The sequence below is a fragment of the Streptomyces sp. MBT53 genome (assembly GCF_016654115.1).
Lineage (GTDB): Bacteria > Actinomycetota > Actinomycetes > Streptomycetales > Streptomycetaceae > Streptomyces.
On sequence record NZ_JAEQAZ010000271.1, the window covers coordinates 1 to 15,164 of the forward strand.

General features: G+C 70.0%; 18 protein-coding genes. 17 read left to right on the forward strand and 1 reads right to left on the reverse strand.

Annotated elements, in window-relative coordinates:
• Positions 1 to 150: 150 nt before the first annotated feature.
• From ssb to JHN45_RS47450, 13 genes are all read left to right on the forward strand, one after another.
• Positions 151 to 630 (forward strand): single-stranded DNA-binding protein, encoded by a 480-nt coding sequence (gene ssb / locus JHN45_RS47390; RefSeq protein ID WP_201055616.1) that lies wholly within the window; start codon positions 151 to 153, stop codon positions 628 to 630.
• Positions 631 to 647: 17 nt separating this feature from the next.
• Positions 648 to 1,589 carry an AAA family ATPase gene (locus JHN45_RS47395; RefSeq protein WP_201055618.1) on the forward strand — a complete coding sequence of 314 codons (942 nt, stop codon included), beginning with the start codon at positions 648 to 650 and terminating at the stop codon, positions 1,587 to 1,589.
• 17 nt (positions 1,590 to 1,606) lie between these two features.
• Positions 1,607 to 1,909 carry a hypothetical protein gene (locus JHN45_RS47400; protein ID WP_201055620.1) on the forward strand — a complete coding sequence of 101 codons (303 nt, stop codon included), beginning with the start codon at positions 1,607 to 1,609 and terminating at the stop codon, positions 1,907 to 1,909.
• A gap of 4 nt (positions 1,910 to 1,913) precedes the next feature.
• A complete protein-coding gene (locus JHN45_RS47405; protein WP_201055622.1) occupies positions 1,914 to 2,192 on the forward strand; it encodes a hypothetical protein in 279 nt (92 codons plus the stop codon).
• A gap of 105 nt (positions 2,193 to 2,297) precedes the next feature.
• Positions 2,298 to 2,531, forward strand: a complete 234-nt coding sequence (locus tag JHN45_RS53735; RefSeq protein ID WP_236584876.1) for a WhiB family transcriptional regulator — start codon at positions 2,298 to 2,300, stop codon at positions 2,529 to 2,531.
• A gap of 45 nt (positions 2,532 to 2,576) precedes the next feature.
• Positions 2,577 to 2,861 (forward strand): hypothetical protein, encoded by a 285-nt coding sequence (locus JHN45_RS53740; protein ID WP_236584877.1) that lies wholly within the window; start codon positions 2,577 to 2,579, stop codon positions 2,859 to 2,861.
• A gap of 33 nt (positions 2,862 to 2,894) precedes the next feature.
• Positions 2,895 to 3,911: a DUF4007 family protein gene (locus tag JHN45_RS47415; protein WP_201055623.1), complete on the forward strand. Its 1,017-nt coding sequence runs from the start codon at positions 2,895 to 2,897 to the stop codon at positions 3,909 to 3,911.
• Positions 3,904 to 4,368: a hypothetical protein gene (locus JHN45_RS47420; RefSeq protein WP_201055625.1), complete on the forward strand. Its 465-nt coding sequence runs from the start codon at positions 3,904 to 3,906 to the stop codon at positions 4,366 to 4,368. The genes JHN45_RS47415 and JHN45_RS47420 overlap by 8 nt, the downstream gene beginning before the upstream one ends.
• Positions 4,369 to 4,558: 190 nt before the next feature.
• On the forward strand, positions 4,559 to 4,897 hold the full coding sequence (locus JHN45_RS47425; protein ID WP_201055627.1) for a hypothetical protein: 339 nt from the start codon (positions 4,559 to 4,561) through the stop codon (positions 4,895 to 4,897).
• Positions 4,898 to 5,344: 447 nt separating this feature from the next.
• Positions 5,345 to 5,737: a hypothetical protein gene (locus tag JHN45_RS47430; RefSeq protein ID WP_201055629.1), complete on the forward strand. Its 393-nt coding sequence runs from the start codon at positions 5,345 to 5,347 to the stop codon at positions 5,735 to 5,737.
• 119 nt (positions 5,738 to 5,856) lie between these two features.
• Positions 5,857 to 6,111, forward strand: coding sequence for a hypothetical protein (locus tag JHN45_RS47435; RefSeq protein ID WP_201055631.1), 255 nt, complete (start codon positions 5,857 to 5,859; stop codon positions 6,109 to 6,111).
• Between the two features lie 783 nt (positions 6,112 to 6,894).
• Complete coding sequence (locus JHN45_RS53745) at positions 6,895 to 7,866, forward strand: site-specific integrase (protein WP_201055633.1); 972 nt, start codon at positions 6,895 to 6,897, stop codon at positions 7,864 to 7,866.
• Positions 7,863 to 10,034 carry a tyrosine-type recombinase/integrase gene (locus JHN45_RS47450; protein WP_236584879.1) on the forward strand — a complete coding sequence of 724 codons (2,172 nt, stop codon included), beginning with the start codon at positions 7,863 to 7,865 and terminating at the stop codon, positions 10,032 to 10,034. The genes JHN45_RS53745 and JHN45_RS47450 overlap by 4 nt, the downstream gene beginning before the upstream one ends.
• 14 nt (positions 10,035 to 10,048) lie before the next feature.
• Here the strand turns inward: JHN45_RS47450 and phoU are convergent, their stop codons facing one another.
• Entirely contained in the window at positions 10,049 to 10,711 is a 663-nt protein-coding gene (gene phoU / locus JHN45_RS47455) for a phosphate signaling complex protein PhoU (protein WP_201055634.1), read from the reverse strand.
• 208 nt (positions 10,712 to 10,919) lie between these two features.
• Here phoU and JHN45_RS47460 point away from each other — a divergent pair, with 208 nt between their 5' ends.
• From JHN45_RS47460 to JHN45_RS47475, 4 genes are all read left to right on the forward strand, one after another.
• On the forward strand, positions 10,920 to 11,459 hold the full coding sequence (locus JHN45_RS47460; RefSeq protein WP_236584880.1) for a hypothetical protein: 540 nt from the start codon (positions 10,920 to 10,922) through the stop codon (positions 11,457 to 11,459).
• 136 nt (positions 11,460 to 11,595) lie between these two features.
• Positions 11,596 to 12,183 (forward strand): hypothetical protein, encoded by a 588-nt coding sequence (locus JHN45_RS47465; protein ID WP_236584881.1) that lies wholly within the window; start codon positions 11,596 to 11,598, stop codon positions 12,181 to 12,183.
• A 346-nt stretch (positions 12,184 to 12,529) separates the two neighbouring features.
• Positions 12,530 to 13,537, forward strand: coding sequence for a hypothetical protein (locus tag JHN45_RS47470; protein WP_201055636.1), 1,008 nt, complete (start codon positions 12,530 to 12,532; stop codon positions 13,535 to 13,537).
• A 502-nt stretch (positions 13,538 to 14,039) separates the two neighbouring features.
• Positions 14,040 to 14,993: a hypothetical protein gene (locus JHN45_RS47475; RefSeq protein ID WP_201055637.1), complete on the forward strand. Its 954-nt coding sequence runs from the start codon at positions 14,040 to 14,042 to the stop codon at positions 14,991 to 14,993.
• Positions 14,994 to 15,164 lie beyond the last annotated feature (171 nt).

Sequence of the window (15,164 nt, forward strand, 5' to 3'; positions counted from 1 at the left end):
TATCGAACAAACGGAGGAGGTTGACGCCCTCTCTGCGCCGAACCACACGAGACAGGAGCGACCCCCGTGCCCTCGCCCCGCCCCACGCCCTCCGCCGGCCGGTCCGTGCAGGACGGCGTCCGCCCCCGCTCCCGGAACTGAGCACTCGCCATGACCGGCGAGACCGTCGTCACCATCACCGGAAACCTGGTCGCCGACCCCGAAATCCGGTTCACCGAGCAGGGCACGCCCGTCGCCCGCTTCCGGGTCGCATCAACCCCACGGGTCTACGACCGCCGCAGCGGCCAGTGGACCGACGGCGAATCACTCTTCATCACCTGCACGGTGTGGCGGCACGTCGCCGAGCACGTCGGCGAGTCCCTGCAGCGCGGCATGCACGTCATCGTCCAGGGCCGCCTGCGCCAGCGCACCTACACCGACCACGAGGGCATCAGGCGCACCGTGTTCGATCTCGACGCCGACGACGTCGGACTGAGCCTGCGTCACCGCATCGCCTACACCGACAGCACCCTGCCGTCCGCGCTGGCCCGACCGCCCATACCCGCACCGCCCCCAGCAGTACAGGGCGCGCCGGGACACGAGCGGCAGTCCCGTCCCCAGCGGCACGGCGGCTGGTCCCGTATCCGCTGACGTCCCTGGAGATCCCCGTGTCCAGTGGCAGCTCCCTGTCCCCGATGCCGGAATTCCGGCCCGCCGTCAAGGAATCCCGACCGGTCCGCCTGGCCTTCGAAGGCCCGTCCGGGTCCGGCCGCACCCTGACCTCCCTTCTGGTCGCCGCCCAGCTCGGCGAACCGATCGCGCTCATCGACACCGAACGCGGGATGGCGGCCAAGTACGCCGACCAAGTGCCCTTCCACACCCAGGAGTTCACCCGCTACGACCCCATGTCGCTCTTCGCGGCCCTCGCCCACGCCGCCGTGGGCGGCTACTTGGTACTGATCGTCGACACGTACAGCGCCTTCTGGAGCGGTGCGGGCGGCATGCTCGACAAGGTCGACGGCGAGGCCCGGGCCGGATACGGCGGCACCAACGCCGGATGGTCGAAGCACCGGCCGGTGGAACGCGCCGTCACCGAGGCCCTGGCCGCCTACCCCGGGCACGTCATCGTCACCCTCAAGGCCCGGACCGACACCGTCATCGAGAGCGACAGTCACGGCCGCCAGTACGCCCGCCGGATCAGCGTCCGGCCCGAGCAACGAGCCGACATCGAGTACGACTTCGACGCGGTGGGCACCCTCGGCCCGGTCGCCACCGTGCACTTCGGCAAGAGCCGTATCCCCGCACTGGCCGGAGAGGTCATCGAACAGCCGGGCGAGGACCTCGGCCGCACCATCCTCGCCTGGGCCGACGACGGCGCTCCCAACTGGCCCCAGCGGTCCTTCATCGAGCGCGCCCGCGACCCGCACGCCACCGTCGACAGCCTGCGCGAACGCTGGTCGGAGATCGTCACCGCCCGCGCCGCGGGCATGGCGGCACTCGACCTCCACGACCAGCCCATCACGCTCGCCGAGCTCGTCTCCAGCCGCGGCAGGCACCTGCGCGCCCTCGGCCCCGAACCCCAGCCGGCCCAGCCGGCCCCACCCGTCTGAACACCCCGGAAAACGACATGAACGACAGCCAGACCGCACGGCAGCAGACCACCATCCCCAGCAGCCTCGGCCACGACTTCGCCGACACCTGGTGCGGCACCCTCACCGCCGACATCGCCCCCCTCCTGAACTGCGAGGAAGTAGACGTGCTCGCCAGCCTGCTGCGCACGCTCGGCGCCGAACAGGCCGCCGACGAATGGATCGACGCCCACGCCGTGGCCGACACCGAGCCCGCAGACAACCACTACCGCGACCCCCACGACCCCGAGGCGCTCTCGGCCGACGCCTTCCGCTGGCACCCCGGCCTCGAAGAGACCTGACACCGTGGCCCACGAACACCCCGTCGCGATGAGCCCCTGCATCAACTGCGGGCGACCGTTCCTCTACGACCCGGAGCGTGTGGTGTCGGTCCTGGTCGACACCGAGACCGGCTGGTACCCCGAACCCGGCCGACGGCATCACGCGGTCCGCGAACCGGCCTGCCACTTCTGCGTCCGGGCGGCGAACGTCGAACGGCGCAGGCGAGGCCTTCCCCTGGGCTACGAGGGCGACACCTACGCCGACCTGATCCGGCGCCAGACCCACGACGAGTGGCGGAGCTGACCCTCATGCGCCGCTCCCCCGCTCCCCGGACGCTCCGCACCACCACAAACCACCCTCACCACCCTGCTGGAAGACACCTCATGAGAAGCCGCGCCCGCACACCGGATGCCGCCTCCGCCGCCCCGGACGAACGCATCCCCTTCCACACACACACACACCGACCGCCCCACCCCCTGCCAGGCCGACCCGGCGCTGTTCGCCTTCGAAGAGGTCGCCGACCCGCTCCAGCGGAACAAGACCATCACCAGAGCCAAACGCGCCTGCTCCGGCTGCCCCGTCGTCCGGGACTGTCTGAAATGGGCGCTGGCCAACCCGTCGCTGACCCGCAGAGGCGTGTGAGCGGCGACCACCCCCGGCAAGCGCGGCGAGCTGCGCAACCGGCTGGTGCGCCGCCTCGGTGACGACTGGGTCGGGGCCGTCGCCGACCAGGACCGCCGACGCGAGCAGCAGCAGACGCCGCGCACCGTGCCGCCCACGGCCCGGGAGCAGAAGCCCGCCCTCCTGGAGCTGGAGCTCATCCCCACCCGGCCGCAGCCCTACGAGCCGTGGCGTGAACCCCTCACCCCCCAGCGCCGCGCGCACAACTGGCGCCTCCTCGAACTCGCCCTCACCGGCAAGGCCCCCCGGAGCGCCCGCCGCAATCCGCCGAAGCCGCGCAGCACCCCCTGACTGCCGGTCGCCCCCTCCCCCCAGGAGACGTCGATGCCCACGCCCGCCTTCCCGTCCTACGTCGCACCGGTCCACGCCCGGCACGGCTCCTACTCCCCGCGCTACGGCTGGCTCCTCAAGACGCATCTGGCCGTGCAGGACAACCCGCGCGTGTTCGCAACATCCCGCGCGATCGTCGAACTCGGGGCCGGCAAGAGCGCGGTGGCCTCCATGCGGTTCTGGTCATCGGCGTTCAAACTCACCGACGAACTCCGCCGAGGCCACGGCGCAGCCAGCGACGTGACGCCTACCGCCAGAAGCCGGTGGCTGCTCCACGAGGACGGCGCCGACCCCTACCTGGAGCAGGACGGCAGCCTGTTCCTGCTGCACTGGTGGCTGCTCGCTCCGCCGTGCCTGGTGCCCGCCTGGTTCTACACCTTCTGCCTGTCGCCGTACGCCCGGCTTGAGCCGGGCCCGCTGCGGGACGGAGTGCTGCGCGCGGCCGCCGCGGCGCACTGGCAGCGGCTTCCCACCGCCGGCGCGCTCCACCGCGACATCAGCTGCCTGATCCGCATGTACACCACGGGCAGCCCCCATGAACAGCCGCGCGCCACGCTGGAGGATCTCGTCGACCGCCCGTTCAGTGCCCTGGGCATGATGAGCGTCGCCCCCAACGGCATGGTCCACCTGAGCCCCTCGGCCGGCGCCCGGGCACCGGCCGCCGTGGTGGCGTACGCCTGCCTGGAGTACGCCTCACGGACCACACCCGGCCCGGGCAGCATCTCGCTCGGCCGTCTCCTGCACGACGACGCCGGGCCCGGACGCGTGCTGCGGCTCCAGGCGCGCAGTCTCCGGCACGCGCTGCAGGCCGCCGCGACGCGGCACCCGCAGCTGGCCCTGGCGGAGACCGGTGGCACCGAGGTGCTCACGTTCAACCGCCCCCCGCTCGCCCTGGGCTGGGACGTCCTCGACGAGAGCTACGGACGTGTCCGGCAGCGCCTCGGTGTCCACCCCGAGCAGGACGCCCCACGGATCCCGGCGGGGAGCCGCGAGGAGGCCCCGCGTGTCTGAGCCGAACCTTCCGCAGCCCGACAGCGCCGTCACCGCGTCCGCCATGGGCCGTGCCCTGCACGCACTGACCACGCTGCTCCCGGCTCTCGGGGAGGGGGGCCACCAGCTCAGCATCTCGGTCGAGCGTACGGACGGCATGGAACTGAGCGCCGACCTGTACGTGTCTGTCGAGCCGGGCGCGTGGCGCGTGGATCAATCCGCCGAGGAGTACACACGGTTCTTCGTGCTGCTCACGTTCTCCCTGGAGGGCACCACCGTGCGTGACGCCTCCCTGGTCGCCATGACCGCCGACGCCGGCACACGCGTGCGCGGATGGGACGTGCAGGACGGATGGCTTCACCCCATCGCCCGGACCGAACTCCAGAAGGTCACCACGTCCTTCCCCGCAGACGACGCCTCGCCCTATACGGCCGGACACGCCCCCGTACTGCCACCACCCCCCGAGGCCAAGGCGTAGCCCCTCGGACGCCGCCCACGCCTCGTCACTTCGAACAGCCGGCAGTCGGCCGACTCCCAGGCCAGTCCCTGATGTGACCTGCCGGTCCACCGTCAGGTCACCGGACAGCACGGTTCCCCATCCCTGTCTCTTTATCTCGGATCGACTCTGCGTAGTCGCTTCTCGCTACCCCGCCTCACGGAGCACCATCATGATGAACCGCCCCAGCAACCGGGCTGCCGCGCCGGAGGCCCACGACGACGCCGTGTTCCGCCCCGCCCTGATCATCGGCAGGCATCCCATCCACGGGGTCCTCGCCGACGGCGATGTCGACGACGTCACCGTCCTCTGGCTGGAACGAGCCGGATTCGTCTACGACGAGGACCTCGGGGTGCACCGGGTGCCCGCCGGCGCCTCCTCGAACGCCGAACAGGACTGCGTCCAGCGCGCGATGACCTCGCTGTCCGGCCGCTTGTCCGTCGCCTACCTCTCCGACGACCTGGCCGCCGAGGCCGCCGGGTTCTCGCACCAGCACTTCCCGCCGGAATGACCGCAGGCGCCATCCCCCCTGACGCCGACCCGGACAGCGTCCGCTGCCGCCACTTCGCGCCAGGCCCTCTTCCTTCTGCACGCTCTCGGAGGCGTCACATGCCCACCTTCCTTGAACAACCCGCCAACGGTCCGAAGGGCCCGGACGGTCAGGGCTGGAACCGGCTCAGCCTGAATGCCCACGGCGACCGGCTGCATCAGTGCGGGTGGCAGCCGAGGCGTTTCGCGGCCCTGTTCGAGGCGTTGACCGGCCGTCAGCAGTGGGGCGGGTTCGGGCGCTGCTCCGTCGGCCGTCCCAGCTCATGCGGGACATGCCCGGTGCAGCTGCGTCGCCTCGCGCGCGAGGGCGGAATCACCTGGCCCGACAGGATGCCGCTGCTCCTGGCCCGCGTGCGGCCGTCGCCGCCGACCCCCGGAGCCCTTTTCGCCGACCCGAGCGTTCTGGCTCGTGCGCAACCACCCCGCCGCGGACGCCGCAGTGGTGCTCAGCAGGAAGCTCGGCGCCGGCGTGCGGCACGAGCTGTACGGCGGGCCCGGCAAACCGCGTCTGGCCGTCGTGACCTGCCGCGGATCCTGCGCCCATGAGGTGTACCACCTGCAGCACCTGGCCGCCGACCTCGACGACCGGGCCGACGCGGTCGGACCGTACGCCGAGATCCCCGAGCAGCTGCCCGGTGTGCCCCTCACCCGATTCGCACAGACCAGCACCAGCAGCCTGATCCACCGAGACCGCTCCCGCGACTACGGCTCGTCCACCGTCGAGCTCTGCTGGGACGTGCCGTTCGACGAAACCACCGCGACCGCGCTCGTGGCCCACACCGTGCGCCTCATCGCCCTCTGAGTCGCAGCGCGGGCCCTCGATTCCCCGCGGGCCGCGCATCCACCCCCACCCACAGGTCCCACCACTGCACGCCGTCTTCCCGTGATCACGCTCGGGCACGGCTCTTGGAGAAGATCCCCATGGAACACCCTGCCGGCTCCCCCGCGTCGGCCAGCCCCGTCAGCCCCGGCCACGCCGGTCGCACCGGTCGCACCGGTCGCACCGGTCGCGCCGGTCGCGCCGAACTGCTGAGGAATCCGGCGACCGGTCGCCGCGCGCGCGAAGCCGGCGCCTGCGTCCCCGACCTGACCGCCGTACGCACCCGGCTCTGGACACCGTCCCCCGCTCACGTCCAGGTGCTCGTCTCGGCCGCAGCCCGTCCGGGCGAGGAGTGAGGCCCGCCATGCCCACTGCCACCGCGTACACGCCGCCGCTGCTCGGCTTCACCGCCGACGACGACCTCGACACCGTCATCAACTGGGGTCTGGGAGCGGACTCCACCGCCTACATCGCACGGATGCTCACCGACCCGGCCGCCCACGGAATCGACCTGGCCCGTACCGTCGTCCTCTACATGGCCACGGGCAGCGAATGGCCCGAAACCCGGCTCCTGGTCGACGAGTTCATGCTCCCGCTGTTGCGCGAGAAGGGCGTGCGCTTCGTCCAACTGGCGCGCAACGGACACCTCCAGGCCGACGGCTTCACGGTCCTGGACGACTCCCGGCGACCCGAGCGGCTCTTCGCGCGTGGGCCGTGGACGCTGTGGGACGACCAGGAGTCCGTCGGCACGGTGCCCCAGGTGGCCGGTACGCGCAAATGCAGCCTGTGGGCGAAGGGCGACGTCGGCGACTGGTGGCTCACGCAGGTCTTCGGCGGCCGGCCGTTCCGGCAGATCATGGGCTTCAACGCCGACGAGGAGGGCCGCCGTTTCGGCGACCAGGCCGCCTCGAAGATGCCGGGCCGTACCGGGGAGTTCCCCCTCATCGACTGGGGCTGGCACCGGCAGCGGTGCGAGGCCTACCTGCTGGAGCGGTTCGGTGTGCACTGGCCGAAGTCGTACTGCACCTTCTGTTTTATGTGGAATCGGGCGGGTCTACCCTGCAGTCATGGCCCCCATCCCGTGGGGCAAGTTCCCCACTGTTGCAGAGCATCAACTGGCCCACCGGTGGCTGCAGTTCATGGCGAACATCGGCCGGGCGCCCAACACGATCGACGCCTACGGGCGGGCCGTCGAGGACCACCTGCGGTTCTGCGCGGCGGACGGCACGGACCCCGTGCTGGCCCGCGCGGATACCGTCGCCGCGTGGATCAGGAACATGTTGGACCGGCCCCTCACGCAAGCATCGACACGATCTCGCCGGAGTGAGACGGGTCTGGCGAACGCAACCATCCAACAACGCCTGGTCGCGGTCCGGTCGTTCTACGAGTACCTGGTGGAAGACGGCCTGCGCGAACAGAACCCTGTCCGCCGAGGGCAAGCGGGCCGTGGCGGCCGAAGGCCCCGTCAGGGCCTCGTACGGCATGTCGAGCAAGCTCCCTGGATCCCCAACGAGGATGTCTGGCAACGGATCCTGACCGTCTGTGCAGTGAATTCGCTGCGCAACCGGCTGATGGTCACCCTCGCCTACGACGGGGCTCTGCGCCGCGAAGAACTCGTCCAGCTCGACGTCGAGGACTTCGAGCCCGCACACCGTCTCATCCACCTGCGGGCGGAGACCACCAAGTCCCAGAGGGCCCGGGAGGTGACCTTCGGCAGCACCTCGTCGCAGCTGTTCGTGGCTTACCTCCGCGAACGCCGCACGCTGTTCGGCCGCATCGACGGACCGCTGTTCCGGTCGGTGTCGAACCGCAACTACGGTGCCCCGCTGGGACCTTCCAGCTGGTCGAAGACCGTCGAACGCATCGCCCGAAGCGCCGCGGCCACGCGACTGTCCACCCACACCTTCCGGCATCTGCGGCTGACCGACCTGGCCCGCGCCGACTGGACCCTCGACCAGATCGCCCAGTACGCCGGCCACCGCGATCTGGCGACCACCATGCGCTACATCCACCTGTCCGGCCGTGAACTGGCCGCCCGTTTCCACCGCGCCAACACCACCATCCACGCCGACCGCGAGCGGCTGCTCGCCTCACTGCTGGAGGAGCGATGAACCCAGCCGACACCGGCCCGGCTCCCGCCGGGGCGATAACACCTGAGGCAGTGCTCGACCTGATGCGCCCGGTCGACGAAGCCGTACGTCCATGGCCCCGCAGGACCGGCCGCGCCACACGCAACCGGATCCTCGACGCAGTACGCGAGCGCGGTCTCTCCTACCGGTCGTGGGACGAAGCCACCTGGGCAGAAGTCTCCCGCACCGCCGGCCCGGCCCGTCTGCACATCGCCGCCCTCGGACACCTTCTCGGCGGCCATCACCGCCTGCACCACACCGCCGGAATCAAGCACATACACAGGCTCGCGGACCTGGTCTTCGGGCCCGGAGCCACCGGGCCCGCACTGCGCGAGGTCGAACAGACGCTGAGTTCCTGGCAGACCTCCCCGCACCTGCTGGAGTGGCAGGTCGGCAACGCGGTCCTCGACGCCCTGCTCAGCGCCGGAAGCCCCCGCCTGGAAGACCTCACCGACACCGTGTTGCGCCAGTTGGTGGCCGAGTACGACAAGGCGGCCGGCCTCAACAGCCGACGCCGCGGGCTGATCAAGCTCTCCCGGGTGCTCGCGGGCAAGGGCATCATCCCCGCCCCGCTGCACAGCAACGAAGGCAAGGCCGGCCCCCGCTCCGACATGCTCTCCACTGTCCCGGCCGAATGGGCCGAATGGGCCCTGCGCTGGAGGAAGTTCTCCACTCATGAGCCCGGCACCATCCGCTCCATGTTCTCCGTCATCCTGATTGCCGGACGCTGGGCAGCGGAAAAGCACGCCGACGTCATCGCGCCGGATCAGTGGAGCCGGGACATGGCGGCCGAGTACGTCGCCGACACCATGCACGCCACCGTCGGCCAGTGGGCCGGCCACAACCGCAACCGCAGCCGCTTCGGGCAGCCCATCTCGCCCGGCGGCCGGGCAGCGAGGATCGACAGTATCCGCGGGTTCTTCTGCGACCTCATCGAATGGGAATGGATCAAACCGCGCTTCGACCCACGCCGGGTGATGAGCATGCCCCTGTCCCTGCGCGCCCAGATGGGGCCGAACCCCAGGATCATCGACGACCCGTCATGGGCCAAGCTCATGGCCGCCGGGCTGACCCTGAACGCCGAGGACCTCAAGCCCTACGGCTCCGGCCGGGCCCGAAACGCCGGCTGGAAGTCCACCTACTACCCCGTCGAGATGGTCCGCGCGATGGTCGGCGTCTGGCTGTTCGGCGGCTGCCGCGTCGACGAGATCCGCCGCCTCGAACTGGACTGCGTCACCTGGGACCAAGGCACCGACGACACCACCGGCGAGCCCTTCACCATCTGCCTGCTGCACATCCCGCAGAACAAGACCTCCCGGCCGTTCAACAAACCGGTCGACCCGATCGTCGGCCAGCTCATCGACGCCTGGAAACTCATCCGGCCGCCCCAGCCCGACCTGATCGACCGCAAGACCGGGCAGAAGCGACCCCACCTGTTCTGCCACCGCGGCCAGCTCGTCGGCAAGGACTACCTCAACCACAACATCATCCCCGTCCTCTGCCGCAAGTCCGGCGTCCCGCAGACCGACTCCCACGGCGCGCTGACCAGCCACCGCGCCCGCGCCACCATCGCCACCCAACTCCTCAACGCCCGCGAGCCGTTGACCGTCAACGACCTGCAGCAATGGCTCGGGCACAAACATCCCGCCAGCACCCGCTACTACGCCGAGATCCTGCGGCGCACCCTCACCGCCGCCTACAAGAAGGCCGACTACTTCGCCCGCAACGTCCGCACCATCCAGGTCCTCATCGACCGCGAGTCCATCCTCACCGGAGCCGCCGCCGGCGGCGAACAACCCTGGAAGTACTACGACCTGGGCGAGGGCTACTGCAGTTACGACTTCTTCGCCAAATGCCCCCACCGGCTGGCCTGCGCCCGCTGCCCGTTCTACGTCCCCAAACAGTCCGCCCGCGGCCAGCTCCTGGCCGTCACCGACGGCATCGACCGCATGCTCGAACAACTCGATCTCACCGAGGACGAACGCGATGCTCTCGAAGGCGACCGCGAAGCACTCACCGCGCTCGCCGAACGCCTCGCCGACACACCCACACCGGCCGGCCCCACCCCCAGACAGCTCGGAACCACCGACGGGTTCGTGCCTCTGACTCACGTGCTGAACAGCATGCCCGCCAGGAACGATCCCGTGTGATCTAGCCGGACCGGTCAGATCGTTGCCGTTACGTCGTCGGGGTGCTCCCCGGTGACCAGGAAGACCACGCGCTTGGCCACAGCCACCGCATGATCCGCGAAGCGCTCGTAATACCGGCCGATCAAGGTGACGTCGACAGCCGTCTCCACTCCGTGGTTCCAGCGGTCGTCCAGCAGATGGTGGAACAGCAGGCGGTGCAGCTCGTCCATACGGTCGTCGTCGCGCTCCAACTGCAAGGCATCATCGAGGTCCTTCGTGATGATCACTTCGGCGGCCTGCGCCATCAGCCGCTGCGAGAGCTGCCCCATCTCCAGAATCGTCCGATGCAGGTCACGCGGCACCGTGAGATCGGGAAAACGGAGACGGGCGAGCTTCGCCACGTGCTGAGCAAGGTCCCCGGAGCGCTCCAGGTCAGCACTCATCCGCAGACTCGTGACGACGATCCGCAGGTCGGTCGCAACCGGCTGCTGACGCGCGAGCAGCTCAATGGCCCGGTTCTCCAGGTCCCGCTGCAGGTCATCGACCTGCTCATCGCCAGCGATCACGCTCTCGGCGAGCTTCAAGTCGCCATCCAGCAAGGCAGTCGTCGCCCGCCCCATGGCGGACCCGACAAGCCGGGCCATGTCCACCAGGCCGTCACTGATCGCATCGAGTTCCTGGTGATAGGCGTCCCGCATCGCGCTCCCTCTCCCCTGCCGCACTGCTGCTCATTGGAGTGATCACCAGCCTGGGCCAGAACGTCCCAGCCTCCACAGCCACCCTATCGGCCGCGGTCCGCGACGCTCACTGACCCGCAGACCACACCGCCCTCCTACTTCCACAAGCACACCAAGAGAGGTCACAGCCCTGTCTCGATTCTCAATAACTTGTCGTTTCCCCGCTTCGATGGGCGCGCTGCCCGCCCACATGGAGCGTCTGCGCTCCCACCCGGACATCGCCGGCGAGGTCCTGCGCCTGGAGTACACGGCGATGAGCCTCAACCCGAACGCGAAGCTGTACGGCCGCAAGAGCCTGCTGGAGTTGTTCGACCCGGCCCAGCCGCGGGACCGGGCGTGTCTGGAGGCGTTCGAGCGCGAGCTCGACATGCCGTGGGCGCTCTACCACGTGCGTCGTCTGTTCCTGCTGTCCGAGGACGGCAGGCGTCGCCCGGTGAAGCGCTCCACCGAGCGCGTTGACGTCGGCCGGCCTCAGCAACTCGCCCGGCGGCTGATCTCCGTCTCCGGGCGGCACCGCGTCGAGGTCGAGCACGACCCGGTGTACGGGCGGGCCCGGGCCTGGGTCCGACCTCGCGCTCAGGGCTGGCCGATGGCGGAGGAGCTCTTCACCACCGCCCCCGCCCGTGTGATCGACAAGCAGGACAGGAACTTCGAGCAGGAGTGGGATGTCCTGATCTCGGGCTCCGCCGCTCAACTCCGTTTCGCCTGAACGATGTTGTTCTCGCCACCTCGCCCGGAACGGCTCGTCATGCCCCTTTCCCGGCACGTCTGTCCCGATCGTCCATTTCTTCTTCCACGCAGTGCTGTACCTCGCGACGCCGTCCGGCGCTGACGTACGGACTGCCATGCAGGCCGGACTGCTGGGCTGCATGACGACCCCCGCCCAGGGCAACGTGATCCCGCCCGGCGCCCTGTATGCGTGCGACAACGGCAAGTTCGGCAGGGGCTGGCCCGGCACCGAGCGCTGGTTCTCATGGTTGAGGGCGACCGTCGACCGCTACGGTCCGGACCGCTGTCTGTGGGCGGTGGCCCCCGACGTCCCCATGGACGCCGCGGCCACCCTCGCCGAGTCGATGCCGTGGCTGGCCCGGATCCGTACCCTGGGCGTCCCCGTCGCCTTCGCCGCCCAGGACGGCAGCGAGCACGACCTCGTCCCCTGGGGCTCCTTCGACGTGCTGTTCCTCGCCGGCAGCACGGTCTGGAAGACCAGCCCGGCCGCCCACCGCCTCGCCGTGACGGCCCGCGAGCGCGGCCTGGCCGTCCACATGGGCCGCGTCAACTCCCGCCGGCGGCTGCGCCTCGCGCAGGCCTTCGGTTGCAGCAGTTGCGACGGCACCTACCTCGCCTTCGGGCCCGGCACCAACCTCCCCCGCCTCCTGGCGTGGATGTACGAACTCCACGCCAACCCACCCCTGTTCGGAGACACACCATGAGAAGGGGACCTGGCTGCGCTGCGTCAGCACATCGATCAGGGGCAACCCTGCTCGCCGTTGGGGGTATCGAGGCCCACCGCCCCGCTTTCCGGAGAAGACATGTCGGCTCGTTCCTCCTCCCACCCGCCCCTTTCACCTGTCCTGACCTCGTAGGATCTGCTCGGATCACAGGCGTCCGGAGGCGCCGGCCGCGTACACACTGGCGTTCCGTACTCCCGGCGGGAGAAATTCTCGGATCCCGCAGCTTGCCAACCGCGACATTCTATATCTAGTATCGAACTATAGAGGTCGCCGGCACACTCCACGGCCGGCCACCGAGCCCGCACACCGAAAGGAGGCCACCATCATGCAGGCTGACGGCACCCGCCAGATGCAGACACCCACCGCTGCCGGCTACGGCGACCTCCTCCTCTCCCTCCGCGCAACCAGCTCGCGCGGCCTACCGCCCCTCACCACGCCTTCCTGGAGGAAGACGATGACCGGCACCGACGAGAACGAGCTCCTGGACGCCAAGCAGATCCACGACGAGTTCGGCCTCAGCCCCTCCCGCCTGAGCGAGCTGTACCGGGACCGTGCCACCACCGGATGCCCGGACCCCGACGAGGTCAAGGGCCGGCTGCGCCGGTGGAAGCGCGGCACCATCGGCCCCTTCCTGTCCGCCTACCGCGCGGCGAAGACGTCGCAGTCCCCCGTCCGCCACAGCCTGCTCACCGGCCCCCGCGACCGGCTGATGCCGACGTCGGAAGTGGCCAAGGCACTCGGCCACAAGCGGACCGTGACCCTGCTCGGCTGGCTGCAGGACCGGCCCGACTACTTTCCCGAGCCCGATGTCGTCGAGACCACCGACGGCGGCCGCCTCCGCCGCTTCTGGTACCTCGGAACCGTCGCCGACTGGATCGCCCAGCGCCCCGGCCCGGGCAACACCCAGAGCAAGTCCCGCCCGCCGGCGGCCGCTCCGGTCGAGGACGGCGACCCGGAGGAACTGCTCGACACCAAGCAGGCCGCGCCGATGCTCGGCTACAGCAACCACCTGGAACTCAACCGCGCCATCGCCCGCGGCGTCCTGCCCGAACTCGCCAGGCCGGACGATGTCCTCCGCAGCGACAGGGGTCTGACCAGCAACCGCTACAAGCGCCGGCGGGTCGTCGCTCTCGCCCGCGCCCGCCACCAGCTCCCCACCAGTTCCGAACTCGCGCAGCGCCGCATGGAGGCCGCCGTGCAGGCCCTGCGCACCTCCGCCGACCCGGACGCGGTCACCGTCGAGGCCCTCGCCGAGGCCCACCCCGGCCACGGCAGCACCCTCGCCTGGAACAAGACGATCGACGAGGCCCGCAGCACCACACAGGCGGGCTGACGCACAAGAACACAGGGAGCGCGCCGTACGGCCGCTACCCTGACGATGTACGGCACCCGGCTGTGGGCTTCCTTCGTGTGCCCCGGCGGGCCGGGTGTGTCGGCCGGTGGTCGGGGGAGGCTGTCAACCTCCCGCCCGGGATCCTCGTATCCCGGGCCGGCCACCGCTCACTCCGTCCGTCACGTGCCCGGCAGACTCGAGGACTTCACCCCGTCCAACTGCTCGATGGCGCTGACGCGACCGCACGGGGATCGTCCCCCCGCTGCCGGCGTCGACCGGCACCACTTCGGGATCAGCAGAGCGGGGACCGCGTCGTACGCGGCGTGCACGAAACCGACCACGCCCGACCAACCGATCCGGCAGCACCAGCTCAGTACCGCGGTCTCGTGGCCCTCCTGGATCGGGCGCAGTGTGACTGAGCGGGACAGTTGGCCCGTTCGCCTTTCGTGGGGACGCCGATCCCTCCTGCTGGTCCGTCTGAGCTGGGCGTTAGCCTCGGCGCATGAGTGCTGTGCGGCCTTCGAACGTGATCACGCGTAACCGCGACGGAGTGATCTACGCGTACGTGTTGGACTCCAGCGCGCTCGGCCCTGTGAAGCCTGTCGCGGTGTTCCAGCCGCGGTCCGGGGACGAGGTCGTGGAGTCGGCAGTCTGGCCCGGTCTGGAGCGAGTCGTGTACACGACCCTCAACAGCGTCGTGTGCCTGACGCGTTCCGGTGACCTGGTGTGGGCGTCGGTCTTCGAGCCGCGTTCTGACCGGCCCTATGGTCACCGGCCTGGCTGTGCGCTCTCCTGGGACGGCCGCAGCGTGTGGGTCTACCGGCCGGACGCGATGGCGGGACGCGTGGGCGCAGACCAGTGGGTCGTGCACGACGCCGGCAGCGGGACGGTCTTGGCCCGCAGAGAGCTGGAGACTGTCGGTCACGGTGCCTTCCAGTACGTGCATCCGGTGGACGGCAGCATCTACCTCAACGTCGGTGAGGGCCAGGACGGCTCCGTCATCCTCCGGGCCGCAGCCGGAGCTGCCGACGAGCCGGAACTCGTGACCTATCCGTGGTCGGACCGCTGCCTGATCGACTTGGCACCGGACGGTCAGCAGTTCATGACCGTCGACCACGGGCAAGCGGATGTCTCCTTCCACCGCCACCCCAGCGGGGACGTGCTCTTCACCCTGCCTGTCGAAGCCTTCGGATACGACCCGGAGGAGACGTTCGTGGAGTGGAGCGGCGGCTACCTGACCGAGGACCTGGCCATCGTCACCCTGGGCGGCGAGGGCCAGAACGAGGAGGAGTGGTTCCGCTACCATCTGGTCGACGTCCACACAGGCACGCCCATCGACGAGATCACCGTCGAAGTGACCAACCCGTACGAACTGGTGCCCCTGGGCGACGGTTCCTGGCTCACCGGCGCTCTCGACGACCACCCCGTCCGCCGGAAGCAGCGGAGCGGCACCTGACCGGGCCGCCCCCGACTGAGCAACACAGTTGTCCAGCGGGGCTGGACTACGACGCTCAGTCACAGGCAGTCCCTCCGCCCCTCACGGGTCAACTGGCCACGGTCATCACCGGTATACCGCGCAGCAGCAGCGTCCAGCCCGTGGTCGGGCCGACCACAGGCCCGACCACGG

Excerpts from the sequence above, each read along its gene's own strand:
- ssb (WP_201055616.1), top strand. The coding sequence starts at position 151 with ATGACCGGCGAGACCGTCGTCACCATCACCGGAAACCTGGTCGCCGAC.
- JHN45_RS47400 (WP_201055620.1), top strand. The coding sequence starts at position 1,607 with ATGAACGACAGCCAGACCGCACGGCAGCAGACCACCATCCCCAGCAGC.
- JHN45_RS53735 (WP_236584876.1), top strand. The coding sequence starts at position 2,298 with ATGCCGCCTCCGCCGCCCCGGACGAACGCATCCCCTTCCACACACACA.
- JHN45_RS47415 (WP_201055623.1), top strand. The coding sequence starts at position 2,895 with ATGCCCACGCCCGCCTTCCCGTCCTACGTCGCACCGGTCCACGCCCGG.
- JHN45_RS47425 (WP_201055627.1), top strand. The coding sequence starts at position 4,559 with ATGATGAACCGCCCCAGCAACCGGGCTGCCGCGCCGGAGGCCCACGAC.
- JHN45_RS47435 (WP_201055631.1), top strand. The coding sequence starts at position 5,857 with ATGGAACACCCTGCCGGCTCCCCCGCGTCGGCCAGCCCCGTCAGCCCC.
- JHN45_RS53745 (WP_201055633.1), top strand. The coding sequence starts at position 6,895 with ATGGCGAACATCGGCCGGGCGCCCAACACGATCGACGCCTACGGGCGG.
- JHN45_RS47450 (WP_236584879.1), top strand. The coding sequence starts at position 7,863 with ATGAACCCAGCCGACACCGGCCCGGCTCCCGCCGGGGCGATAACACCT.
- phoU (WP_201055634.1), bottom strand. The coding sequence starts at position 10,711 with ATGCGGGACGCCTATCACCAGGAACTCGATGCGATCAGTGACGGCCTG.
- JHN45_RS47460 (WP_236584880.1), top strand. The coding sequence starts at position 10,920 with ATGGGCGCGCTGCCCGCCCACATGGAGCGTCTGCGCTCCCACCCGGAC.
- JHN45_RS47465 (WP_236584881.1), top strand. The coding sequence starts at position 11,596 with ATGCAGGCCGGACTGCTGGGCTGCATGACGACCCCCGCCCAGGGCAAC.
- JHN45_RS47470 (WP_201055636.1), top strand. The coding sequence starts at position 12,530 with ATGCAGGCTGACGGCACCCGCCAGATGCAGACACCCACCGCTGCCGGC.
- JHN45_RS47475 (WP_201055637.1), top strand. The coding sequence starts at position 14,040 with ATGAGTGCTGTGCGGCCTTCGAACGTGATCACGCGTAACCGCGACGGA.